This window comes from Chitinophaga rhizosphaerae, assembly GCF_003958645.1.
Lineage (GTDB): Bacteria > Bacteroidota > Bacteroidia > Chitinophagales > Chitinophagaceae > Chitinophaga > Chitinophaga rhizosphaerae.
The window spans coordinates 55112-78215 of record NZ_RXLO01000010.1; the positions used below are offsets into that span (position 1 = coordinate 55112).

The following is a 23104-nucleotide window of genomic DNA, read 5'->3' on the forward strand; positions in this document are numbered from 1 at the left end:
CCCAGGCTATGTTCCAACATTTCAAAAATGTAGATGCCGCTTTCCGGCACATCAGACTGTTTTCTTACTTATTCCTTGCCGTTAACGGTATTGGCTCCGCGCTGGCCCAATACTGGGCCGTGCGTGTTGTCCGGGAAGAACGGTCGAAGGTGTATGTACTCGCCAACGGCAAATTGTTGGAGGCAACAGGCACGGATAAGAGGCGCGTATTGGAAATAAGGGTGAAAGACCATGTGCGTGATTTCCATCATTTTTTCTTTACCGCTTCTCCCGACGAAGAAGCTATCCGCCGAGGCGTCACGCGGGCGCTGTATTTGGCCGACGCGACTGCAAAAAAGGAGTATGACAACCTCCAGGAGTCAGGCTACTACACCGGGATCGTTTCCGGAAACATCAACCAGTTTGTTGAAGCCGACAGCGTTGCGGTTGATGTGAATGCAAGTCCAGTCCGTTTTGCTTTTTACGGAAAGCTGAAGATCGTTCGCGCCACCTCCACCATCGTCCGCTCGCTCATCACCACGGGCACCATAACAGAAACCGCCGCAATCAGCGAAAATAACCCGCAGGGTATGCTGATTGGCGCATGGCGGATCATTTCAAACCAAGACATGCACCGATGAAAATTCTCCAAAACATCATCCGCGGGCACGATGAAGTTCCTCTTGCACCGGAACGCCAGAACGGTCGGCGTTGGCTCAAGACGCTGGCGAGCTACCTCCGGCGCAGTGAGCAACTTTTTACTGTTAGGCAAAAACAAACGATGCTACTGTGCTTCACGCTGGTAGCCGGAACCTGTTTCCTTCACCTGGCAATTACCGGGGTGATTTCGCCGAGAAACAGCCATCGCCCGCCGATCAGGCAGGAAAGGCTCCAGCACTTGCAGGCGCCGCTGCCACAGGCACTTTCGCTCGATTCGATTCAGAACAAAAACCTTTTACCATGACTTCCATACCACTCTCAAAACTCGACATCAGTAAACTACTGAAGTTATTGCCAGTAGCGGCGTTCGTGCTGACGCTGGGGTTCTATTACCTTTTTACCTTTTTGCGGGAATCTGGCACTCCTGCGGAAAAAACCGGGAAAAGTGCCTTCAATACAGACCTGCCCGGCCCCAAGCTGGACGATCGGTATAAGAACAAACTGGATTTATATATGGAAGCACGCCAGGACAGCCTCCGCAAACTGAAGGAAGCTCGCAGAGACTCCCTTCTGTTCCCGGTCGAGGGCGTTGCACCTGAAATCGTGAATGTCCCGCCGCAACTGCCGCAGGAAACTCGCCGTGCGACGTCAAGCACCGACCCCAACGAACGGAAGGTGGAGAAAGTGCTGGAGCGGCTACAGATGACCCTGGCCCAACAGGAAGCAGAGCCTCACATGCCCAACGCCGGTCTGCCGATTGCTCTTCCGTCCGACAAGCGGACTTCCGCCGACCTGGGGCGGTTAGAAAAGCTCATGGGTGATGTCGCAAACCCGCCTGATGACGTAGAGATAAAGCGTTTGGACGGGATGCTGGACAAAATTTTGGAAATCCAGCAGCCGGGGCGCAATCCCGGGCATGCAAAGCCTGTTCCAGACGATACGCTGGAATCCTTCATCGCTACCGTTGCTGGCCCAAAACCCAGCGAGTATACTGACAACGGTTTTTATGGGCTTTCCGAAGAACCTACACCTCAAAGCATAGAACAACCGCCCGGAAACGGAACGATTGCGGCCACGGTACATGCCGACCAGCGTGTACGTACTGGCTCCATCGTCCGGTTACGACTGCTGCAGGATATATATGTCAACAACGCCAAAATTCCGGCAAACAGTTTTGTCTTCGGAAGGGCCACTGTCGCCAAGGAAAGGGTTGAGCTCGATATTCGCCACGCTTTTTACGCCAATACCGTGCTACCGGTGAAACTGACCGTCTTCGATATCGACGGGATCGCGGGCATATCTGCGCCGGGCGCAGATGCCCGCGACGCGAGCCGTGAGGGGCTAAACCAGGCGGTGCAAAACCTGGAGCTGTACAACATGGACCCCAGCCTGGGGGCACAGGCAGCCGCATCCGGTATTCAGGCCGCTAAAAGCCTGTTATCGAAAAAGACGAAAACGCCATATGCCACGCTCAAAGCCAATCACAAAGTCATGTTGGTAAACACTCGTTTTTAACCAGTAAATCATCTTATATGAAACAATGCATCATTTTACCGTTGTTATTCCTGCTGACCCTCGGAAATGCGTCAGCCCAAATGGTGGAACTTCCCTCCAGCACGGCGATCACCCCTTATTCGCTTTCCGTAGGCTACAACAAAACGACCGTGCTGATTTTTCCCGCGCCTATCAAGGATGCTGACAGAGGAAGACAGGACATAATCGTAAGCCGGCAGGCAGGCGTCGGCAATGTGTTAAAGGTGAAAGCCGCCCGCATGGATTTCGAGCCGTCCAATCTCCACGTCTTTACTGCGGACGGGAAGTTGTATTCCTTTGAAATTTCCTTTGGGGCCGGTAGCGGCGGCACCTTCGATTTGTCACGCCTGGCTGCTTCGACAGGCCGGGTGGCGCAGCATATGCCACTGATCTTCCCCGAAATGGAGGAAGGCATGCCCGATACCCAGCTACGGTTGTGTAAGGTTGAAGCTGGACAGCCCTTTTTCAGAAAAACGGCAAGAAAGCACCAGCTTCGCCTGCGGTTGCTATCGATCCACTTCGACCAGGACAGGCTTTATTTCCGGTATCGCATATGGAACAAATCTTCTCTTCCATACTTTATCGATTTCACCCGCATGTATATTTCTGACGGTCGCCAGGTAAAACGTGCAACCGCGCAGCAGCAAGAGCTTGCACCGGATATTACCGCCGGGAGTAAGATGGTTCCCGGCCATTCAACTGCTGAGCTCGTTTTTGTAGTAAAGCGGTTTACTATACCCAAAGGGAAGAAGTTCCAGTTCGAAATCTACGAAAAGGACGGCGGACGGAATATTCAGATGGAAGTACGGAACCGGCATCTGTTCAAGGCCAGGCCATTACTCTAAAATCTGGTACATGAATTTTGCACAAACCGGCCCGGTGAACCGTGTCGCCGAGGCTCTTTCCCTCTACGCGATTCAGGAGGCCCAATCTATCGCAGCCAACCCGGCAGGCTGGAAACAGGACGCTTCGGGACTTGATTTGAAAATTCGGTTCTATGAGGGTATCACAGCGGCGGCTTACCCGCACCCCTCGAAGGCCGAGCGCAGCACCCTCCGGTTTGTTCGCCATCAGATTAGGCGGATGAGCGCGATAAAATACCCGACGCCGTTGAGGCAGCTAATTTATCATCCGGTTTCCATTTTTCTGCGGGACATATTGCTGCAACGGCGCCAGGGCTTTCGGCAAATGGAAACACAGATCCGGCACACGATGCGTAACGAATTGCGGACGCTGAACCACCATGCTGTACAGCAGTCGTTGAATGACCGCGGGTTCCGACTTCCGGTAGAAACGATCCTGAGAAAGATGATGGCTCAGGAGATGCCGCAGTTTCATTTCAGGTATGCAGACCCGGCAAGGTGTAAGAATACCGAGTTCGTATTACATTTCGCGAAGGTGCCGGGAAGTGATTTCTATTACTTCCAGTCCTTCGATGCCGCCACCCGGCCAGACCTACAGTCTATGCTGAACCGCCCTGCCGGAGCGGTTCAGCAATCTTTTGACTTGTATGCGGGAAAGTCGTTTTCCGCACCGGAGGCGGCTGCTTTGGTAAACGGCGGCTTTGTTGCCCATATCGAAGAGGGGCACGAGAAATGGTATTCCCTGGACACAGAAGGACAGCATCTGCCGGGACAGGTTCCTTTAATCATTCACTCTTTCGATTTGGAAGCGGAATTGAAAAAGTTGCCTTTGAGACCCTTATCTGCTACCCAATCCACGAACCTGATCCGGGCATTACGGGAAGGGCAGGCGCGATCCGTTGAGCTTCAGATAGATGGTCGCGGAGTTCGTTGTAAAATACAAGCGGCGCCGCAGAGCCGGGCATTGGCAATATATGACGAACATGGACGCCGCCTTGCCTTCGCGAGCACTCCACAGAAGAATTCGGGCGCGAAGGCTAGCCTGGAAAACGGATTGCGAGTATTGAGTGATATAGGAAATACGCCTACGGTCGATAAAAAGAAAAGGAAAATTGGCAAATAGGCTTCCCGGTGTGGTCTTTTTTTGGGGGCCGGCAGTGGATATCAATTGAGCGTCCGTTGCGACGCTCCGTTCATCGGCATTTTTCCTGTTTAACTTACCATTCGTTTTTTATACAACCTATCGGAAACTCTCGTAGAAAGTGTTTCAGCCTGAAGTAGTATAAAAATAAAGCATCCAAAAAGGGGAAAGAGTAAAAAAGAGCGGCTAAGATAGTCGCGGGGTTTGGAATTGAAAAATCGCGGAGTGCCATAAACACGGGGCTCGGCTTTGGGGCATAAAAAAGGCCATGCAGAAAAGCGACTGCATGGCCTTTTTTATGCCCCGCTCTCTTTTATAGCTCCGCGATTTGTCAATGTCCAACTCCCGCGACTCATAGATGCCTTTCTTTTTTACTCTTTCCCCTTTCCAGAATGTTTTACCGCGGCTGACGCCGCAAAAAAATAAAGAATATGAAAGATTTCACACTTCAAACTTACAATCCTTCGGCCGCCCAGCCCGGTAGCCTCTATCTGCTTTCACGTGGAATGAACACCGGTAAACCTGGATTTGAGCCCTGGCGGAATAGCTACGTGTTGTTCTGCGATCCGGTTGATCTCTACAAATATTACTGGTGCATCTACGGAATGTGGCAGGCGAAGGCGTTTCGCCAATATCTCCGCGGCACCTGTGTGCAATACATTTCAATTGGGGTTATGAAAACCGCTATCGTTTCTACGATGGCGGCTTTTTCCAACATCAACCGCTATATGGATCGACTACAGGCCATTACGGCCCTCGAGCTGAATCTACTCCAAAAGATCAAACTGATAGAGGCATTGAAGCAAAGCCTACTCCGCTCTGCATGAACATTCACCAAATAAACGGGAGTGCCGCCGGTAAAGTGGTACATCTGAGATTATGAAACACGATTATCAAGAACGCAAGCAAAACCGCATCACGCGTGCCCTGGAGTTAGCCAGGAAAAAGGAACAGGAAAGCGATCAGCTTTACGATCATGCAAACAAAATGGCTTCGGTAATCCCGATGGGCCAGCCGATTCTCGTAGGTCATCATTCCGAAAAAAGAGATCGCCGGTTTCGCGGCCGAATCCACAACACTTTCGGTAAAGCCTTCAAATCCGCTGAACAGGCGGAATACTACCGGGAAAAGGCGCAGATCATAGAGAGTAATGATGCCATTTCTTCCGATGATCCGGAGGCGATTTCCAAACTGGAGGATAAACTGGCGCGCCTCAGTGCGCACCATGCTTTCATGAAAGCGGCGAATAAGTGCGTAAGAAAGCATGATATGGCCGCTTTCCTCCAGCTTGACGGGGCTTCAGAGGAGCTTTGGAAGGAATTGCACGACGAGAATGGTAATCCTGTGGGTTTCCCGCACTATCGGCTGCCTTATGCTAAAGCGGAAATGAAACGTATAGAAACCAGGATCGCGTTGCTGAAAAGATACGACGGCCAGGAGAACGAGGAAACCGAGAAAGGTGGCGTGCGCATCCTCCGGAATGTTGTAGCTAATCGGGTTCAGATATTTTTTCCGTCGAAGCCGGACGAAGAAACACGTACTCGCCTTAAAAAAGCCGGTTTCCGGTGGTGCCGCAGGGAATCCGCATGGCAAAGGCAGTTGTCCAGTTGGGCAGAGTGGCAAGCTAAGGATTTCCTCCCGGCAGGATGAGTTGAAAAGCCCCGGCGCCAGGCGCCGGGGAAATTACAGTTGTTAATCAAAAAAATATAATATGAAAAATACTAAAGGAACGATAAGGAAAACATCTGCGGAAGCATCCGCCCCAAAAAACACCAAAGTGAGCAAAGCCGCAGCACCCGTATCGGAAATTACAGTCATTCAGGTGCAAGCCCGTGATATATCCTTCAATCCGAAGAATCACCGGCAGCTTTATTCCGAAAGTGCTTTACAGGATTTTGCGCATGAGCTGGCGCTTCACGGCATTATTTCACCGATTACGATCCGAACCGTAAAGGGGAAATATGAACTCGTTGTCGGTGAACGCCGCCTGCGTGCGGCGCTGTTGGCCGGTATCAAGAAGCTGCCCGCAATTGTGAGGGAGTACAATGATGCTGAGGTTAATGAAATACAACTGGCGGAGAATCTTCAGCGAGAAGATCCACATCCGCTGCATATCGCGCTTGCAATTAAGATTATGAGAGATGCGGGACTGTCGATTGACGAGATTTCTTCCCGGTTGGGCAAATCTGCCACTTTTGTGTATGCACGCTTAAAGTTGCTCACCTTGATTAAGGATTTTCAGGAAGTGTTCCTCAGCGGGAAGATTTCGACAAATGATGCCTTCCAAATAGCCAGTTTGTCGGAAGAGGCCCAGGAGGATTTCTTTTCCGAGTATTTCTCAAACTGGCAATCAAATTCATATCTGCCGGCAAAGAACCTGGAATCAGAATTGAAGAAATACCGCTGTAATCTGAATAATGCAACTTTTGATACGGAAGACAGTGAATTATTGCCAGATGCTGGTGCCTGTGGGAACTGCCCTTTCAATAGCGCCTACCTTCAGACTCTCTTTCCCGACCTATCAAAAGAACGTCAGTGCATGAACAGCGGTTGTTTTATCCGGAAGTCCGACGAAGGTTTCCGGCTGAAAGTCGTGAAGTCCGTAGAGGAATTTCAGCCCGCCTTTTTCATCATCCGGCCGTATACGTCGGATCGCATAACGTCTATGCTCGCCGGATTCGAAGGCATTATGACAATTAAATCCGATGAAATTACATGCCTTGAAGAACCGGAAATGCCAAACCGCGATGACTACACCAACGAGAATGAAGAAGAGTACGATGATGAAGACGATGTTTTTGAAAATGGCGATAAACAGTATGGAAATGCGATGGAGGAATATCAGCAAGCCCACGCTGAATTCTTGGAAGAAATTGAGAGTGGAGGCTATCAGAAAGGGCTGGAAGTGAGAGAAAATGCCATTGAAAGACAATACTTCATCGTTGGAAAAAGAACAACGCCCGTGAAGCAAACTGCCAAGGCGGTACAGGAAGCCATCAAAAACAAGACGGTCACGCCGGAAATGTTGGAAAGTGAAATCGAAAGGATCGACGATCGTGAAGTTCGGGCAAAGGAACTGGATATCAGGAAGATACGGACTGATATTTACGATAAGTATGGGCAACATGTGACTGAACAGGGTGCAAACCTGCCGGTGACTGCGGAAGATTCCCTTTCAGTCAGGTTACTGGTTTATGAACGTCTGGATTTCCATCGGCGCCTTGTGATTGATGAATTGCTGGAGACAAAGATGGGCTATACCGAAATAGCCCCCGAGGCTTATCTACATATGGCGCTGGGCATGTTAACGGATGCTGAGTTTTGCTATATGGTGCGACTGGCATTGACCTGTACCATGAGCAGCCAATATCTCCAGAACAGTCCGGCGTATTTCCTCCGGAGCGCCGCCATTGCCAGTGGCGTTGATGTGGCACATATCGAGCGGGCCCAGCAGGAAGTTGCGGAGGCGCGGGTAGACAGGGTCGCAACGCGCACGCATGAGCTTAACCGTTTATCAGAACGGTTAAAAAGGAAACGCAATGCTCAATAATCTATAAGCACAGCCGGGCGAATTTGCCCGGCTGTTTAAATTTTGTACTATGGCAGTAAATACCCGAAGGAGCTTCCAGGTTCCTGAAATTATCCTGAAATACTTACCCAAGGTGGCGCCTGGCCAAAGGGAAACATGTAATTCAATAGATTATGCGTTCGGTTGCTTCATCCGTTCATGGAATACGGCAGAAATATTCCTGTTGGAGGAGTTTAAGGTATTACTTCTCGACCATTCTGCCGGTATTATTGGCCTATCTTCCATCGGGAAAGGTGGTCGGACGAGCGTTGTTGTTGACATTCGGATGATACTACTTCTGGCGATAAAAGCGATGGCAACAAAAATCATCGTCGCACATAATCATCCATCGGGTAACATCCGCCCTTCCCGTGCGGATATCCGATTGACGGATCAGTTAAGCAAAGCGTGTAAAATAGTGGAGATCGAGCTTGTAGATCACTTAATTATCGCGCCTGATAAATTCTTTTCCTTCCGCGAAGACGGAAGTCTATCAATAACGTAGAATTAGAAAAAGTTGCGGACTACCCGTTGGCGTTCCGAGGTGGCGCTGGGGGAAATTTATGCCCGTGTTTTTTATTTCTAATTTTAGATTGGGGTAATGCGTACTTTGTTCGGTTTTTAGTAGTTAGATTGGCGTATTATTCAGCGTAAACACTGAAGCGAAGGTTAACAAACAATGTAAAAATGTCGTAATTGCATGAAATATTCAGCACAATTACTTTACGGAAACGCTATCAATCCAACTAATCAGTGTGCTCTTTTGATGTTCGCTCAATTTTGCATCAGCATGCATTAACGTATATGATTTCAGCGGCATTTTATCTTCCTCCACCTGCTCTTTCATTCTTTTCAGCTTATTGCGCCGCCTTTTAACTGAGTATGTGCCAAACTCGTTGAAGTTCAATTCTTCTTTTCCATGTTTGATATGTCCGGCCATGAACCACCCTACGGGCTGAATTTTAACATACCAGGGATAACGGGTGTTGTTACTATGGCAATCATAGCAGGAATTTTTCAGAATAGTACGAACCTCGTCTGGCATGGAGTATAACATCGTTACATCTTCCGAAGAGATTACGTCGCCAGATTGGTTCCGCGCAGGCGGGAAAAACTGGATTACGATAAACCCAAACAAAAGCATCAGCAGTAAGTATCGCAAATATTTCATGTGTACTCCGGTTGCGAAGCCAAATCTCCCGCGAACATGCGTTTTACCGATTCGCGGGAGTTTGACAATCGTATCGTGATGATCTGAATTACTTTATTACTTCCTTGATAGTACCGCAGGTAAGCATCTTGTCTCCGAAGTACGGGTTTTTAATCTCTTTTGATTCGCTGAGCCACATCGCACCCTTGTTGTTATCGTACATGGGACAGAAGTCATGGTAAAGCGCCTGTCCGCCGCCGAATCCCTTGGCCAGCGCGTAAACATCTTCGCTCATTTGTACGAAATGTTCACGCTGGTGCTCGATATTACCGCCGTTCTTGCTGATATGATCGGCATGCTCCTTCAAATCTTCTTCATTTTCAGTGTAAAGCTTTTGCTGATCAGGCGTCATAGCCGATTTGTCGACTTTGGCAAGCGCCTCATCCATGGCTTTTGCGCCAGCAGCTGCTTCAGATGCATTATCCGCGGCAAGCCCGTTTTTAACATGAATATAATGATCAAAAACAGGTTTCAGCGAAGCGGCCACTTTCCCGTCTACATCGGCGAACTGAGGCTTAATTTCTGCTATGCTTTCATCTGATGGCGCTTCATGTTTCATAGCCTCCCCTGCAGTAGCTGCGGAGTCGTGGTTGTGTCCGTCATCAGACTTTGTGCCGCTGTTGTTACAGGCTGCGAAGATGACCATAGATAACGCCAGGGCGGCAATGATGTTCTTTTTCATTTTTGTTGATTTTGTAGTTTAAGGAAACAATGTTAATGGTTGGCTTGTGTTATTTTACTTTTAATAATTTTGCATTGATTGCCACGATGATCGTGCTCAGGCTCATCAGAACGGCGCCCATAGCCGGGCTCAGCATAAAATTGGGATAAAGGACGCCCGCGGCAAGTGGAATAGCAATGACGTTGTACCCAACTGCCCAGGCGAGGTTTTGAATCATCTTCCGGTAGGTTGCCTTACCGAATGAAATCATCTGAACTACGTCTTTAGGGTCGCTGTTCACCAGGATGATGTCTGCGGTTTCCGCCGCAACATCCGTTCCAGATCCCACTGCAATGCCCACATCGGCCATCGCCAGAGCCGGGGCATCGTTCACCCCGTCGCCCGTCATCGCTACAACTTCACCTTTATCCTGAAATTCTTTGACCTTCTGCTGTTTCTCATGCGGCAGCACGTTCGCCAGATATCCATCCATATTGAGCTTCCGGGCAACAGCAGCGGCCACTTTCTCATTATCCCCCGTCAGCAGGAAGGATTTTATTCCCATAGCTCGCAGGTCGGCAATGGCTTCAGCGGCGGTTTCGCGGATTGCATCGGCAAAGGTGATAATCCCGGCGGGTACATCGCCAATAAGGACGAAGTTCACCGTATCCGTGGATTGATCCACATCTTCGGGGATGTCCGGCAAGACGATGTTCTGCTGTTTGAAGTAATTGGGGCCTGCCGCTACGACGGATTTGCCATTGACGTTACCGGTTACCCCGATCCCCTGCATATACCGGAAATCGGTGGAGCTCCAAAGCGCGAGGTTCTTCTCCTTCAGCTTCTTCATTACGCCATGGGCGATGTGGTGTTCGGAATTCTGCTGGATCGCGGCGGCGTACTGCAATATCTCGTCTTCCGAGTATTGCGGACTCAATGGGATAATCCGCTGTACTTCATGGGAACCTTTGGTAAGGGTGCCGGTTTTGTCGAAAATAATGGTGGTCAGCTTTCTGGCGTTTTCGAAAGCGGTACGGTTTCGGATGAGTAGCCCGTGTACGGCAGACAGCGTGGTAGAAATTGCCACGACTAGCGGAATTGCCACACCCAGTGCATGGGGGCAGGATGTTACCATTACGGTTACCATTCTTTCGAGGGCGAAGGAAAGCTCATGGCCCGCCGTCAGCCAGACGATGAAGGTTACGACCCCGACGCTGATGGAAATGATCGTCAGCCATTTCGCCACCTTGTTGGCGAGGTTTTGGGTATTGGATTTGGCGCCCTGAGCGGACTGCACCATGTTTATCACCTTGTTGAGGTAACTATCCTTTCCCGCGCCGGTGACCTGAACTTTCAGGGCGCCGTCCCCATTTACCGCGCCCCCGATTACTTTTGCGTCTTTACCTTTATTGACGGGAACGCTTTCGCCGGTAAGCATACTTTCGTTGACGTCTGAGCTTCCTTCCAGGATAATACCGTCTGCCGGGACCTTCTCGCCCGGTTTAATGAGTATAACGTCCTTGTTTTGCAGATCTTGGAGCGAAATGTCGGTAACCTGGCCGTTCCGTTCTACGTGCACCACGGCCGGAAGCAACGCAACCAAAGATTCCAGCGCGCGGGAAGCTGCCATTTGGGATTTCATTTCCAGCCAATGCCCTAACAGCATGATATCGATCAGGGTGGCCAGTTCCCAGAAGAAATCCATCCCCCGCAGGCCGAGCACAACCGCCACGCTATACAGGTAGGCTGTAGTAATGGCAACTGCCACCAGCGTCATCATGCCCGGATTCTTCCACTTCAATTCCCTTATCATTCCGACTAGGAAGGGCCATCCGCCATAGAAGAAGATAAAGCTGCTCAGGGCGAGCAGCACATACTTGTCACCGGCGAACGTAAAAGTAAAGCCAAGCCATTCCTGGATCATATGCGACAGCAGCAGTACCGGTATCGTGACCGCAAGGCAAATCCAGAACCGTTGGAGGAAGCCCTCCGTGTGGTGCCCAGCGTGCTCGTCGTGCCCGGAGGTACTGTCGTGCTGTTTATGGTGGGCGGACTTTTCATTGGTCATCGCTGCGTGGTCGTGACCTGCATGACCGTGCCCTGCATGCGCGGAACTTTTGCCGTCCGGAGCCGGATCTGGGCGGTGGCTGCTATGCTGGTGGTCATGGTGTTCATGATGCCCCTGGTGGCTGTGCTCGTCTTGCATGCTCTATTTTTTGAAGGTTACGGGAAATTCGATACGGATTTTTTCCCAGGCCATGGCGATTTTACCGGAATTTCCGGCGCCAGGCTCGATATAGTACTGAAGCCTTTCCGTTAAGTTGTGGCGTTTCGGTTTCACGGCAACCCTCACGATATCTTCCTTTTCATCATATTCCGATGCCAGGTGCTGCTGCCAGCGGGAATTAATGATAACCGTCCATTCATTTTTGCCGGGGATGGTGAAAAGCGCGTATTTCCCTGCCGGAACGAGCTTTTTATCGATAATCAGTGCTTTTTTGAACTCGATTGTGGTCGCATCATGCGCACCGGTAACCCAAACCTCGCCGAATGGCACGAGCCCGCCCCAGATGATCCGTCCGCGTACACCGGGGGAATGGTATGTGATATGAATGGAGTCAGAACCGATCAGCCCTGCGGCCGCCGATTTGATACTGCGCTTGCTGGTGTCTTTCACCAAGTTTGGATTATAACATACTTCTCCGGATTGGGCTTTCAGGTTTGAGCCGGCGCAAAGCAGCAAGGCCATCAGGCAAATGCTGAAAAATGAATTGATCTTGGACATGCGAAAATTTTATAGCTGTTTGTATGCTCCGGTTTTATTGAATTGTTTCTTTTACCTCGCCGCACGTCATCATTTTATCACCGAAATAAGGGTTCTGTATAGCCTTGTTGTTGCTGATCCAGTATCCTCCCTTATCATTCAGCGCCATCGGGCAAAAGTCTACATACAGCTCACCATTATTTACCCCAACTTTTTTCACGAGGGAAATGAATTCGTTGCTGAGTGTAGAATAGGCCGCTCTTTGTTCCTCGATATCTGAAGACGCGGTAATTTTCGCGGCGGAAGCCTTGATAGCTTCTCCTCCGGCAACAGCCGCAGCGCCAGTTTCGATAGCATTGCCAGCAAGACGGGCTTCTTTTGCGTCACCTTTGATCAATGCCTGCGTCAGATGAACATAATGCTGATAAACGGCGTTCAGTTTGTCGTCTTTCAGTTGTATGCTGGCGGCAGCAGGTTCGCTTTGCATCGCCGCATGATCGTGTGTCGCAGCCGAGGCAGTGGAATCCGCGGCGGTCTGCCCTTTCTTCTCTTCGGCATTTCCGCATGCGGCCAGTAGAACGATAGCCAACACGGGAGCGGCAACGGTTTTCAAAAAGTGTTTCATGTGATTTTCAGTTTATTTTTTAGATTGTTTTTTACATTCCAGCCATGCCAGCCATAGGATCGGATCCTTTTTTCAGAATATATTCCGAGTAGAGCAGATACGCACCGGTTATCACAACAACGTCGCCCTCTTTCAGGCCTTCGGTAATTTCCACCAGGTTGAAATCCTCCATGCCGGTTTTTACCATCCGCGGGACGAATTTCCCCTTCTCTTTTTCGATCCAAACGTGCGCGCCTTTACCGTCGCGGATCACCGCATCAATCGGCAGGCTCAGCACATCTCCCTTGCTTTTAAGCGGTAGCTGAATATTCGCCTGCATGCCAGGCTGCCATCTGTTCCCGGGATTGGGAATGCTTCCGCGCACCTGCAGCAACTGGCTGCCGCTTTGCAGGGAGGGATTGATGAACTGGATCGTCATGTTTTGCGGTTCGTTCTCCCAGCCGGCAACAACAACCTTGACAGTTTGCCCTATGCGGACAAAGGACGCTTCCGCAGGATAGACGTCGGCTTCGACCCAAAGCTGGTCGAACGCCTCCAGTCGCATGACCGATCCTCCTTCCGACACATATTGCCCTTCCGTTGCGGTAAGCTCCGAAACGATACCGCCGTAGGGCGCCGGATATGTCACGAACGCGCTGACTTTCCCTGACTGTACCAACTGGTTGATCTGCGCGTCGCTTTGATCGTACAGGGCCAGCTTCTGGCGAGCCGCCTTTTCGATCTGCTGAAATTGAGCGTCTTCCGGGAATTGCTTCGCCTGCGCCACAGTCAAAAGGTACTCCTGCTGGAGCGTTGCCAGTTGTTCAGAGTATATTTTATAAAGCGGTTGTCCTTTATTTACCCTTACGCCCGTTTCCTTTATATACATTACTTCAATCCGGCCCGGAACCCTGCTGGAGATAATAGTGGTCTTTTCGGGATCGGTTGCAAGCCTGCCGTTTAGCTGGCGAAAATTCGCCAACGCGCCCGTTCCTACGGCCATCGTGGTAATATTCGCCAGTTTTATCTGGCTTTCTCCCAGCGTAAGCGAAGCGTCCTTATTGGATTTGTCGAACGGAACGAGATCCATCCCGCAGATGGGGCATGTACCGGGTTTGTCCTGCACGATTTGCGGGTGCATCGGGCAGGTATATGTTTGTTTGTTTTCCCCGGAAGCTTCTTTTTTCCCTGCATCTGAACACGCTGCCAGAAACACTGCCGGCGCAATTGAAGCTAACGCAACTGCTTTTAAAAAACTTTTCCTTTCCATATCTTCAATTGTTGCAATTAGTTATTTGTTTTGATAAAGCTTTCGCTATCAATTAAATAGTAGGCATTTGACGCTACTTTCCATGTACTGATGTCCGTGTCTACCTGTATCATGTCGTTCGTCTCTATCCCTGTCGTCACAGTCATTGGAAGGTAGGAATCCTTCTCCTTTCTGAACACCACGGACTTGTTGCCCAGCTTCAGTACCGCGCGCTTGGGGAGCCACCAGCCACCGGAGTATATAACCGGTACGTTCGCACTGAGAAGCTGGCCTACATGGAACTGCTGATCGTTCAGGTAAACCCTGGCGATGGTAAAGTTCATCCCGTTCCGGAAAACCGGTTCGATAAGGCCGACGCTGCCGGATAACATATGATTTTCGTCGCTCGTGGGATAGAAAAGCAACTTTTGCCCTTGGCGGATGCGTGCCGCCAGTTGCGGAGGGAATGCAAATTCCGCTACCAGGGCCCTGTTCTGATAAATAGTGAAGAGAGACTGGCCGGCGCTCACATATTGACCTTCGCGGAGCATAACGGGCGTGGCGGCCGGTGCTGCCGGCGCAGGAGCTGCCGCAGCCGGCGCTGCACCGCTCATCCCGCTCATTCCGTCGCCGGAAGCCCCCCCGGAAGGTGCCGGCATTGTTGCCGCCGCCGATGGCGCGGTTGCCGTAGCCGATTTCTCCAGAATGTATCCATCACTGTTGCTATATACAGGCACCCGGTAAAGTATATTACCGGTTTTCAGCACTTGTTCGATCTGCGCGCTCTGCATACCCAGCAATTGCAGCCGCTGCTTGGCTGCTGATAGCATTTCACCGCCATTTCTTGCTACGAGCAGCAGCTCACGCTGGGCGGCCGCGAGGTCTGGAGAGTAAACTTCCATAATTAATTGCCCTTTACGGATGGGCTGGAAGTTATACCTGATGTAAAGGCGTTCGATACGACCGCCGACCCGGCTGGAAATGCTCGTTTGGTTACGGGTATCGTAGGTGATGATACCGTACACGTCCGATGCATAAATGCGTGTCCCGGATTCCGCGCTTATCGCCGGAATGGTGGCAACGACCTGGGCGTTTACCGGTTTTGTCAACGCGTTGATACTGCTGTCTAGGGCCGGTTCGCTGTGGGCGTCTTTCGGTACGAGATCCATACCGCAGATAGGACATTTACCCGGTTTATCCTGGACGATCTGCGGATGCATGGGGCAGGTGTAAGTTTGACCCGCTTTATGCCCGGCATGTTCGGTTTTCGCACCGTTGCCCTTGCAGGCAGCCAATCCCAGTATGGCGAAGGACAAGCCTATTAATATTTTAACGATATAATTGTTTCTCATAATCCACGATCATTTCATAAAGTTTTAACTTTTCGTCGAGCACGTTGGCCTGCATCATGGTGAGCGCCTCCCAGGAGTCGATCACGTTGGATAACGCCAGTTTGTTCTCCTGGTAATTCAGGAAGTTGGCTTCCAGGGTTTGGCGGAGCGCGGGAACGATCTTGTCTTCCATTGCTTCGATCCGCTTTTGCATGGAAAGGATCTCATAGTGCATACCGTACAGCATGCCCTGTGTTTCCTGCAGCATGGCGGCTCTTTCTTTTTCCATCGCCTGTACTTCATATTTCATTCCCTTGACCCCGGATTTATACATTTTCGAGGACCATGGAGCGATTGGGATGCTTGCCATTACCATGGCGCTGTAAGCATTCGGCATCATTCCGTCCAGCGGGTACATGTGGTCGAAGCGCACCCTGAAATCCGGTTTCTTTTCCTTCTTCATGCTTTCGATGTTCAGTTGCATCGTTCGGATGCTTTCATCCATTTTCAGGATGTCTTTCCGGGCACTTGCCAAGGAAGCGGTATCGTATGAAGGTGCGATCTCGAAACGAGGGGTATAAGTGGTGTCGATCTCGAACTGCTCATTGCCGGGGGAATTCATCAGGCTGTTCAGCCAGGAGCGCGCTTTGGCGATATTTCCATCCTGCATCCTTATCATATTGACATTTTCCTCAATTTTCGCGTTCGCTTTGTACACGCCGCTGAGCTGAGACTGATTGTAGGGATATCTGACCTGTTCGATTTTTTTCATCGTTTCCATGATCTTCCCGTTCTCCTGCAGGATATGGATGCGTTGTTTCGCAACGATCCAGCTGAAGTAAAGGCGCTTGGCCTGCGACTTCAGCTCATTCAGGGTAACGCCCCGGGTGGCGTTCTCAACGTTTGCCTGGGAAGCGATGTATTTCTTCTTCGCGTTGAGTTTCGCCGGGTTTGGGATATCCTGCTCCAGCTGCAGCATAAGGCTTCCCTTATCCCTGTCGTCCATAATCATTTGGCCAGGATACGGGGTCATGAACGTGCCCACGCCGACCATTGGGGCCATCCAGGCTGTTGCCGCTTCGGCGCTGTATTTGTAGCTTTCCGCCTTCAGCCCGTAAGACTGAAGCAGAACATTATTCCTGTCTACGCGGAGCAAAACGCTATCCAGGGGCAAAACCGGTACTTGTTGCGCGGCGAGCCCCATTGGTGCGAAAAGCCCAATCAGGAAGATATATTTAATGATGTACTTCATGAATCTCCAATTTTCCGTACTTACGTAATTCGTATTCTTTCGTTAACAAGAAGATCAGCGGCGTTACCAGCAGGATATGCGTGGAAGAGGTCAGTACCCCGCCAATCATCGGCAGCACAATAGGTTTCATCACATCAGTGCCCACCCCGGATGCCCAAAGAACAGGCACGAGGCCGAACAAGGATACGCAGACTGTCATCAACTTCGGGCGGAGGCGTTTCGCAGCACCATGGATCACGGCAAGGCGCAGGTCTTCCCGGGTAATTGTCGCGGAAGAATTGCCTTTTTCCTTTACGAGCTGCTGCATCGCATCGTTGAGGTAGATTACCATCACGATCCCAGTTTCCACAGCGATACCGAACAGCGCGATGAAGCCCACCGCTACGGCAACCGAAAGGTTCACGCCCCAGAAATAGATCATGTACGCACCACCGATCAAGGCGAAGGGTACGGTGATAAGGCTCAGGAACGCCTCGCGGATGGAGTGGAAGGCAAAATACAGGGAGAAGAATATGATGATCAGTACCACCGGAGCGATCCACAGCAGTGTTTGTTGCCCGCGGATCAGGTTTTCGTACTGTCCGCTCCATTCCAGGTAGTAGCCCTGCGGAAGGATCCCGCCAGTGCTGTTGATCTTTTTGATGGCTTCGTTCACAGTACTGCCTAAATCCCTGTCGCGCACGTTAAACATAACGGCTCCGCGCAGCATGGCGTTTTCCGAAGTGATCATCGGCGGACCGTCGGTGAATTTCACGTCGGCAACGGAGGACAAGGGTACTTCGCCGAAAGAAGAAGACATGATTGGGATGCGTTTGATGTGCTCAACGCTATTCCGGTATTCCTGTGCCAGGCGAACGCTGATCGAGAAGCGCTGGCGGCCCTCGATGGTATTACCGATGGGCGCGCCGCCCAGTGCGGATTCTACTGTTTGGTTCACGTCGTCAACCGTCAGGCCGTAGCGGGAAAGATCCCCGCGGCGAACGTCGATATCGAGGTACTTTCCGCCGGTTACGGGCTCAACATACAGGTCGGCAATGCCGGATGTGCCTTCCAGGGCTTTTCTTACCCGTTCAGATACGGATGCGATGGTATCCAGGTTTTGGCCGTAAACTTTTACGCCCACGTCCGTTCTGATACCGGTAGCCAGCATGTTGATGCGATTGATGATAGGCTGCGTCCAGCCGTTTACCACACCGGGAATCTGGAGCTTCGCGTCCAGCTCGTTGATAATGTCCTTCTTGGTAATGCCTTCCCTCCATTCTGTTTTGGGTTTCAGCATGATAATGGTTTCGATCATGCTGATCGGCGAGTTGTCGGTGGCCGTGCTCGCGCGGCCGGCTTTCCCGAGGACTTTATCTACTTCCGGAACGGATTTGATGATCTTGTCCTGTACCTGTAAAATCCGCTTCGCCTCGTTGTTCGATACATCCGGCAGCGTAACTGGCATAAACAGGATGCTTTGCTCGTCCAGCGGCGGCATAAACTCGCTGCCGAGGCTTTTCAGCAAGGGAATGGTGATGACGAGCGCCACTACGTTGATGGCGATCGTGGTCTTTCTCCATTTCAATACACCGCGGATGATGGGCTCATAAATCCTCTCCAGTACCCGGTTTACGGGATTTGCATTGTCCGGGCGGAACTTGCCCTTCATAAAAAAGGAAATCAGGACGGGGGCCAGTGTGATCACGAGCAGGGCGTCCATGATCATGATGAAAGTTTTGGTGTATGCCAGCGGATGGAACAGCTTGCCTTCCTGGCCCGTCAGCATGAAAACCGGGAGAAACGAGGTAATGATGATGATCGTGGCAAAAAATACCCCGCGGGATACCTGTTTGCTGGACTGTTCAATGATCTTCAATCGTTCTTCTTCCGATATCCAATCCGGGGATTTTTTAAATATTTTCTTCAACCAGTTCATTGTAATTAGCTTTTTTGCTGTTTTTGCCAGAGGGCATATCTTTCAGCAAGATGTTTGTATGCGTTTTCACTCATAATGATCCCATTGTCCACAATAACCCCAATGGCCAGCGCGATACCTGTGAGGGACATGATGTTCGACGAGATGTCGAAGGTGTCGAGCAGAATGAAGCTTGCGGCCAGGGTAATCGGGATTTGGATGATAATGCTGAGCGCGCTGCGCCAGTGGAAAAGGAAAATGATCACCACGATGGAAACGACGATCATTTCTTCAATGAGCGTATTTTTGATGGAATCCACGGATTCCTTTATCAATTCGCCCCTGTCGTAAATGATGTCAAACTTTACCCCCTTGGGTAGCCCTTTGGCTACTTCTTCCATTTTCGCTTTTACCTTATCAATTACCGCATCCGCATTTTCTCCATATCTCATTACAACGATCCCGCCAACGCGTTCGCCTTCGCCATCCTGGTCGAAAATACCCAAGCGGGTTTCGCCGGTCATTTGCACAGCGGCAACGTCGGCGACACGGATGGGAATGCTGTTCTGGTTCTTGACGGGAATGTTTTCGATCTCCTCGACGGATTTCAGGTAGCCGGAGGTTTTTATGATATAGCCGATGTCGCTAAGCTCGAATTTCCTGCCACCGGATTCGTTGTTGTTCGTCCGGATGGCGTTGATGACTTCCGGAACGGTAAGCCTGTAGTAAAGGAGCTTGTTGGGATCCAGCGTAATTTGATATTGTTTCTGGAAACCGCCAAAGGAAGCGATTTCGCTGACGCCCTCCACGTTTTGCAAGGCAAATTTCACATACCAGTCCTGTACCGCGCGTTGTTCGCCCAAGTCCATGTTGGGGGCGTCCAGGGTATACCAAAGGATGTGCCCTACACCGGTGCCGTCGGGGCCGAGTTGCGGCGTAACGCCGGTAGGCAGCGTCCTGGAAACCGTACTGAGCCGTTCCAGCACGCGTTCGCGCGCCCAGTATATGTCAACATCGTCGTTAAAAATGACGTAAATGAAGCTCATGCCGAACATGGAGGAGCCACGTACATATTTGATCTTGGGGAGCCCCTGCAGATTCGTTACCAGCGGATAAGTGATCTGGTCCTCGATCAGTTGAGGCCCGCGGCCCATCCATTCGGTGAATACGATCACCTGGTTCTCTGATAGGTCAGGGATGGCGTCGATGGGGTTCTTCTTCACAGCAAAGATGCCCCAGGCGAACAAGGCGGTTGCCATCACCAGTACAATAAACCGATTTTTTAATGACCATTCAATAATACTATGTACCATATCTCTTTTTCTTTTGAAGGACGCAGCAGGTTGCCTGCCGCGTCCCATCTGTTTGATCTTGTTGCCTATGATTATTTATGGTGCTGATGGCCCTGGGTGGACTTTGCGGCACCTTTACGATCATACTGGCAGCATCCTGGAAGCTTGGTATACACGGAGTCCGCCGCCTGTGCTTTTTCCGTATCATGGCCGGCGGCAGCGATCTTCTGCTGCACCGCGTCGCCGCTGGTTTTTGCGGGATCCAGCGACACCGTCATCATTTTGGTTTCTACATTCCATTCAGCTTTCGAAACGCCGTCAACGGTGGCAGCTTTTTCGATTCTTTTCTTACACATGTTGCAGTTGCCATAGACCTTGAACGTTTCTTTCTTGGCGGATTGGGCAAATGCGCTCGATGTGCCTACAAAGGCAACCATAACAATGAGAAGAGATAATAGTTTGTTCATTTTTATATTGGTTTATTGTTTGATTACGATGCCGTTCGGCTTTTTGCCAACCGGGATGTCTTTTATTTTAGTGTGATCCGATACTTTGATAACGGAAACGTTGGCCGCTGATTGGTTCGTTACGTATGCGGTTGCGCCGTCGCTGGTAATGGCTACCGCATGCGCGCCGGCGCCGGCATTGAACTTGCCGCCGTGTACCCACTGGCCGGTAGCGTCCGGGACCCAGAAGTGAACCTGGCCGTTATCCGGATCCGTTACCCATAATTCCTTCCGGGAAGCAAGATGAGCCGCGCTTCCCGGCATAAATCCGAGCGGTATGGTCTGCACAATTTTATTGGTGGCTACGTCGATGACACTGATGCTTTGCCCGTCCTCGTTGTCGAGGTACATTTTGCCGTCGTGCCCGACCCAGGCCCCAACCGGGTTCTCACCGACAGGGATGGTCGTCAGCACGGCTTTAGAGGCAGGGTCGATGATGGAAACAGTATTGTCGCCGCCGTTTGCGACATAAGCCTTCGTGCCATCAGCTGAAAAAGTGACTTCCGCCGGTTCCATACCGACCGGGATCGTATTCTTCAGGGTGTAGTTTTGAGCGTCGAATACCAACACTTTACCTTCCATTTCCATTTGGGACGTCCAGATTTCCCGTCCGTCCGGAGAAAAAGCGGCGTTGTGATTCATGGTGGGGACTTCCAGGTCTTTGGAGATGGAGCCCTTTACGGCATCAATGATCATTACACGGCCCTTCATTCCGCCCATGTTTCCTCCATGTCCGGCACTGAGGTCGGAACCCGGAACACCGACGGCCAGCCGGTGGGCTCCGCCCGCAGCAAAGTGATAGATATGGTGCGGCCACATCGGCATATCATTTCCCCCGGCGGTCATCAGCTCGATCGTGTCGGTAAGGGTGTTGGAATTGAGGTTTATTACCGAAATCGTGTTGGATTCTCCATTTACCACATAGGCGGCCGGATAGTTGATATCTTTTACGGGCATATCCATGCCTTCCATTTTGTGCTTTCTGCATGCGGTGACTATCACCAGCGAGAACACAATTATACCAGCTACCACAATTGCAAAGCGTTTGCTCAATTGCATAACTAAAATATTTACTAAAAAAATGTAGAAAAATATGTAGCGGGAATTACCGGTCGCCTCAAAGCTACAGCGGGATTAAAACGTAGAGCGCCGGACTTGGGGTAGGATCAAATGCGGAATGTGCAGTAAAAGATATGTGCGGGAACTTTGCTACTTCGTGGGGGGGCGTGCCCGGTAGGATGTTCCACTGCAATGGAAGTAGGGAACACCCTGGGAATATCGATGAAAGAAATAGGAGTAGCAATAGCCGCCAGTTGCATGAACTGAAAAACGCTTTCCGAGACTTTCTGATCTTTCTCGAACTTTACTGTTTTATGGATGTCTTTACAGCATTTTTTGGCGCATACGCTGTTTTCTTCGGAACCACATTTACTGCATTTCTGCGCTTCGTGCTCCCAGAACTTCACGTCCACCAACTTTCCCATGCAATAATGCATGTGAAATGTAGCGCCCGTTGACGTTCCCATGTAGAGCAGGGCAAGAATCAGTGTGAGGATCCTCTTCATCTGTGGCAAAAATAAGGGGTAATTCCCGATTTATTGTTATATAATTTTGTAAGAGTTTTATATTATAAGAAATTTTATAATTAGTAAATAAAAGATTATCAAAGCCAAGGTTCCCCTTGGCTTTGATATATCATGCATGCTCCGCCATTTGAGCGCAAGTTTCCGCGCACTTCCTGCACGCTTCCGCACATTCTCTGCAATGCTCCATATGGGCATGTTTCTCACATTCCTCGGCACACCTGGTGCATGCGTCGGCGCATAGCTGGCACACCTGAGCACTAAGTTCACCGTCCATGCTCATGATCTGCACGGCGGCGTTGCAGATCGTGGCGCATTCCAGATCACGCTGGATACACTTGGCGAGGTCTTTCACATCCGGTTCCTGGAGACAGGAAACCGCGCAATGGTTACAGATCACCGCGCATGCATTACATGCGTCGATGCACTCCTGAAAATGTTGATGAGGCATAATTGAAAATTTTTGATGTTAAGAATAATTTAAATGAATTAAGGCGCCCGCTATCGGGGCCGCTCGCTTTTTAATTCCTTTAATTTTGCTTTCATCTGATCTATTTCTGCCTGCTGGCTGGTGATGATGGTTCTGCACAACTCCTTAATTTCCGGGTCGGTAACTGCCGCTTCCTTTGCCATCAGGATGGCGGCGGCATGATGAGGTATCATAGACCGGAGAAACTGCCTGTCGGATACGGCGGCCTGCTGTCTGATCAGCAGGTAGAAAATTACCAGGGCGAGGCTTCCGGTTGCCAGTAGCAGCCCGTTCAATTTTTTGTTCATGTACATGGAGCGCATGATGATCAGCTCGATTATTAGCATCGGGCTCGCCATCAGACCCGCCATGTAAAACTGGTTCACATTTGGAATTACATTCGAAAATGTATCTACCATTGCGTACATCAGGATGTACATTGAAATAAATGAAAGGATTACCATTACAAGTAAGCTTCGGTAATGCTTGTTATGCTCGCCGTGTTGCATCCCTTTGCTGTTCTCTTTTTCCATGATCAACTT

At 50.5% G+C, this 23104-nt stretch carries 24 protein-coding genes; 9 read left to right on the forward strand and 15 right to left on the reverse strand.

All coding sequences use genetic code 11. The features are described 5' to 3' along the window. Window positions 1-8 precede the first annotated feature (8 nt). From traK to EJ361_RS20815, 9 genes are all read left to right on the forward strand, one after another. Window positions 9-620, forward strand: coding sequence for a conjugative transposon protein TraK (gene traK / locus EJ361_RS20775; protein ID WP_126247903.1), 612 nt, complete (start codon window positions 9-11; stop codon window positions 618-620). Continuing rightward, a complete protein-coding gene (locus EJ361_RS20780; RefSeq protein WP_126247905.1) occupies window positions 617-943 on the forward strand; it encodes a hypothetical protein in 327 nt (108 codons plus the stop codon). The genes traK and EJ361_RS20780 overlap by 4 nt, the downstream gene beginning before the upstream one ends. Next, on the forward strand, window positions 940-2154 hold the full coding sequence (traM, locus tag EJ361_RS20785; RefSeq protein WP_126247907.1) for a conjugative transposon protein TraM: 1215 nt from the start codon (window positions 940-942) through the stop codon (window positions 2152-2154). The genes EJ361_RS20780 and traM overlap by 4 nt, the downstream gene beginning before the upstream one ends. Before the next feature lie 17 nt (window positions 2155-2171). Continuing rightward, on the forward strand, window positions 2172-3017 hold the full coding sequence (traN, locus tag EJ361_RS20790) for a conjugative transposon protein TraN (RefSeq protein WP_126247909.1): 846 nt from the start codon (window positions 2172-2174) through the stop codon (window positions 3015-3017). Window positions 3018-3027: 10 nt separating this feature from the next. Then, on the forward strand, window positions 3028-4158 hold the full coding sequence (locus tag EJ361_RS20795; protein ID WP_126247911.1) for a hypothetical protein: 1131 nt from the start codon (window positions 3028-3030) through the stop codon (window positions 4156-4158). Between the two features lie 449 nt (window positions 4159-4607). Then, complete coding sequence (locus tag EJ361_RS20800) at window positions 4608-5003, forward strand: DUF6943 family protein (RefSeq protein WP_126247913.1); 396 nt, start codon at window positions 4608-4610, stop codon at window positions 5001-5003. A 52-nt stretch (window positions 5004-5055) separates the two neighbouring features. Next, on the forward strand, window positions 5056-5826 hold the full coding sequence (locus EJ361_RS20805; RefSeq protein WP_126247915.1) for a DUF3560 domain-containing protein: 771 nt from the start codon (window positions 5056-5058) through the stop codon (window positions 5824-5826). A 61-nt stretch (window positions 5827-5887) separates the two neighbouring features. Further along, on the forward strand, window positions 5888-7726 hold the full coding sequence (locus EJ361_RS20810; protein WP_126247917.1) for a ParB/RepB/Spo0J family partition protein: 1839 nt from the start codon (window positions 5888-5890) through the stop codon (window positions 7724-7726). 49 nt (window positions 7727-7775) lie between these two features. After that, window positions 7776-8249, forward strand: a complete 474-nt coding sequence (locus tag EJ361_RS20815) for a JAB domain-containing protein (protein ID WP_126247919.1) — start codon at window positions 7776-7778, stop codon at window positions 8247-8249. 213 nt (window positions 8250-8462) lie between these two features. Here EJ361_RS20815 and EJ361_RS20820 read toward each other — a convergent pair whose 3' ends face one another. The 15 genes from EJ361_RS20820 to EJ361_RS20890 form a co-directional block, all read right to left on the reverse strand. Continuing rightward, window positions 8463-8915: a heme-binding domain-containing protein gene (locus tag EJ361_RS20820; RefSeq protein ID WP_126247921.1), complete on the reverse strand. Its 453-nt coding sequence runs from the start codon at window positions 8913-8915 to the stop codon at window positions 8463-8465. Between the two features lie 88 nt (window positions 8916-9003). Next, complete coding sequence (locus tag EJ361_RS20825) at window positions 9004-9636, reverse strand: DUF3347 domain-containing protein (protein WP_126247923.1); 633 nt, start codon at window positions 9634-9636, stop codon at window positions 9004-9006. Between the two features lie 49 nt (window positions 9637-9685). After that, window positions 9686-11821 (reverse strand): copper-translocating P-type ATPase, encoded by a 2136-nt coding sequence (locus EJ361_RS20830; RefSeq protein WP_126247925.1) that lies wholly within the window; start codon window positions 11819-11821, stop codon window positions 9686-9688. 3 nt (window positions 11822-11824) lie between these two features. Continuing rightward, entirely contained in the window at window positions 11825-12400 is a 576-nt protein-coding gene (locus EJ361_RS20835; protein WP_205687069.1) for a DUF2911 domain-containing protein, read from the reverse strand. A 34-nt stretch (window positions 12401-12434) separates the two neighbouring features. After that, window positions 12435-13004 carry a DUF3347 domain-containing protein gene (locus EJ361_RS20840; protein ID WP_126247927.1) on the reverse strand — a complete coding sequence of 190 codons (570 nt, stop codon included), beginning with the start codon at window positions 13002-13004 and terminating at the stop codon, window positions 12435-12437. Between the two features lie 31 nt (window positions 13005-13035). Beyond that, a complete protein-coding gene (locus EJ361_RS20845) occupies window positions 13036-14253 on the reverse strand; it encodes an efflux RND transporter periplasmic adaptor subunit (protein WP_126247929.1) in 1218 nt (405 codons plus the stop codon). A 17-nt stretch (window positions 14254-14270) separates the two neighbouring features. Next, entirely contained in the window at window positions 14271-15548 is a 1278-nt protein-coding gene (locus EJ361_RS20850; protein WP_205687070.1) for an efflux RND transporter periplasmic adaptor subunit, read from the reverse strand. A gap of 13 nt (window positions 15549-15561) precedes the next feature. Beyond that, window positions 15562-16815, reverse strand: coding sequence for a TolC family protein (locus tag EJ361_RS20855; protein ID WP_126247933.1), 1254 nt, complete (start codon window positions 16813-16815; stop codon window positions 15562-15564). Continuing rightward, window positions 16799-18733 (reverse strand): efflux RND transporter permease subunit, encoded by a 1935-nt coding sequence (locus tag EJ361_RS26035; protein WP_126247935.1) that lies wholly within the window; start codon window positions 18731-18733, stop codon window positions 16799-16801. The genes EJ361_RS20855 and EJ361_RS26035 overlap by 17 nt, the downstream gene beginning before the upstream one ends. Before the next feature lie 5 nt (window positions 18734-18738). Then, window positions 18739-20073 carry an efflux RND transporter permease subunit gene (locus EJ361_RS26040; protein WP_317126946.1) on the reverse strand — a complete coding sequence of 445 codons (1335 nt, stop codon included), beginning with the start codon at window positions 20071-20073 and terminating at the stop codon, window positions 18739-18741. Between the two features lie 23 nt (window positions 20074-20096). Then, window positions 20097-20471, reverse strand: a complete 375-nt coding sequence (locus tag EJ361_RS20870; RefSeq protein ID WP_126247939.1) for a heavy-metal-associated domain-containing protein — start codon at window positions 20469-20471, stop codon at window positions 20097-20099. 12 nt (window positions 20472-20483) lie between these two features. Continuing rightward, complete coding sequence (locus EJ361_RS20875; protein ID WP_205687071.1) at window positions 20484-21569, reverse strand: YncE family protein; 1086 nt, start codon at window positions 21567-21569, stop codon at window positions 20484-20486. A 107-nt stretch (window positions 21570-21676) separates the two neighbouring features. After that, window positions 21677-22075: an HYC_CC_PP family protein gene (locus tag EJ361_RS20880; protein ID WP_126247941.1), complete on the reverse strand. Its 399-nt coding sequence runs from the start codon at window positions 22073-22075 to the stop codon at window positions 21677-21679. 130 nt (window positions 22076-22205) lie between these two features. Beyond that, on the reverse strand, window positions 22206-22544 hold the full coding sequence (locus EJ361_RS26080) for a four-helix bundle copper-binding protein (protein ID WP_126247943.1): 339 nt from the start codon (window positions 22542-22544) through the stop codon (window positions 22206-22208). A 50-nt stretch (window positions 22545-22594) separates the two neighbouring features. After that, window positions 22595-23095 carry a DUF305 domain-containing protein gene (locus tag EJ361_RS20890; RefSeq protein ID WP_205687072.1) on the reverse strand — a complete coding sequence of 167 codons (501 nt, stop codon included), beginning with the start codon at window positions 23093-23095 and terminating at the stop codon, window positions 22595-22597. Window positions 23096-23104: the final 9 nt, after the last annotated feature.

Bases quoted from the DNA above. Each gene is read 5' to 3' on its own strand.
- EJ361_RS20890 (WP_205687072.1), bottom strand. From the start codon at position 23,095: ATGGAAAAAGAGAACAGCAAAGGGATGCAACACGGCGAGCATAACAAG.
- EJ361_RS20820 (WP_126247921.1), bottom strand. From the start codon at position 8,915: ATGAAATATTTGCGATACTTACTGCTGATGCTTTTGTTTGGGTTTATC.
- EJ361_RS20810 (WP_126247917.1), top strand. From the start codon at position 5,888: ATGAAAAATACTAAAGGAACGATAAGGAAAACATCTGCGGAAGCATCC.
- EJ361_RS20845 (WP_126247929.1), bottom strand. From the start codon at position 14,253: ATGGAAAGGAAAAGTTTTTTAAAAGCAGTTGCGTTAGCTTCAATTGCG.
- EJ361_RS26080 (WP_126247943.1), bottom strand. From the start codon at position 22,544: ATGCCTCATCAACATTTTCAGGAGTGCATCGACGCATGTAATGCATGC.
- EJ361_RS20815 (WP_126247919.1), top strand. From the start codon at position 7,776: ATGGCAGTAAATACCCGAAGGAGCTTCCAGGTTCCTGAAATTATCCTG.
- EJ361_RS20805 (WP_126247915.1), top strand. From the start codon at position 5,056: ATGAAACACGATTATCAAGAACGCAAGCAAAACCGCATCACGCGTGCC.
- traN (WP_126247909.1), top strand. From the start codon at position 2,172: ATGAAACAATGCATCATTTTACCGTTGTTATTCCTGCTGACCCTCGGA.
- EJ361_RS20855 (WP_126247933.1), bottom strand. From the start codon at position 16,815: ATGAAGTACATCATTAAATATATCTTCCTGATTGGGCTTTTCGCACCA.
- EJ361_RS20840 (WP_126247927.1), bottom strand. From the start codon at position 13,004: ATGAAACACTTTTTGAAAACCGTTGCCGCTCCCGTGTTGGCTATCGTT.
- EJ361_RS26040 (WP_317126946.1), bottom strand. From the start codon at position 20,073: ATGGGACGCGGCAGGCAACCTGCTGCGTCCTTCAAAAGAAAAAGAGAT.
- EJ361_RS20875 (WP_205687071.1), bottom strand. From the start codon at position 21,569: ATGCAATTGAGCAAACGCTTTGCAATTGTGGTAGCTGGTATAATTGTG.
- EJ361_RS20835 (WP_205687069.1), bottom strand. From the start codon at position 12,400: ATGTCCAAGATCAATTCATTTTTCAGCATTTGCCTGATGGCCTTGCTG.
- EJ361_RS20795 (WP_126247911.1), top strand. From the start codon at position 3,028: ATGAATTTTGCACAAACCGGCCCGGTGAACCGTGTCGCCGAGGCTCTT.
- EJ361_RS20780 (WP_126247905.1), top strand. From the start codon at position 617: ATGAAAATTCTCCAAAACATCATCCGCGGGCACGATGAAGTTCCTCTT.
- EJ361_RS20800 (WP_126247913.1), top strand. From the start codon at position 4,608: ATGAAAGATTTCACACTTCAAACTTACAATCCTTCGGCCGCCCAGCCC.
- traK (WP_126247903.1), top strand. From the start codon at position 9: ATGTTCCAACATTTCAAAAATGTAGATGCCGCTTTCCGGCACATCAGA.
- EJ361_RS20870 (WP_126247939.1), bottom strand. From the start codon at position 20,471: ATGAACAAACTATTATCTCTTCTCATTGTTATGGTTGCCTTTGTAGGC.
- EJ361_RS20830 (WP_126247925.1), bottom strand. From the start codon at position 11,821: ATGCAAGACGAGCACAGCCACCAGGGGCATCATGAACACCATGACCAC.
- EJ361_RS20825 (WP_126247923.1), bottom strand. From the start codon at position 9,636: ATGAAAAAGAACATCATTGCCGCCCTGGCGTTATCTATGGTCATCTTC.
- traM (WP_126247907.1), top strand. From the start codon at position 940: ATGACTTCCATACCACTCTCAAAACTCGACATCAGTAAACTACTGAAG.
- EJ361_RS20880 (WP_126247941.1), bottom strand. From the start codon at position 22,075: ATGAAGAGGATCCTCACACTGATTCTTGCCCTGCTCTACATGGGAACG.
- EJ361_RS26035 (WP_126247935.1), bottom strand. From the start codon at position 18,733: ATGAACTGGTTGAAGAAAATATTTAAAAAATCCCCGGATTGGATATCG.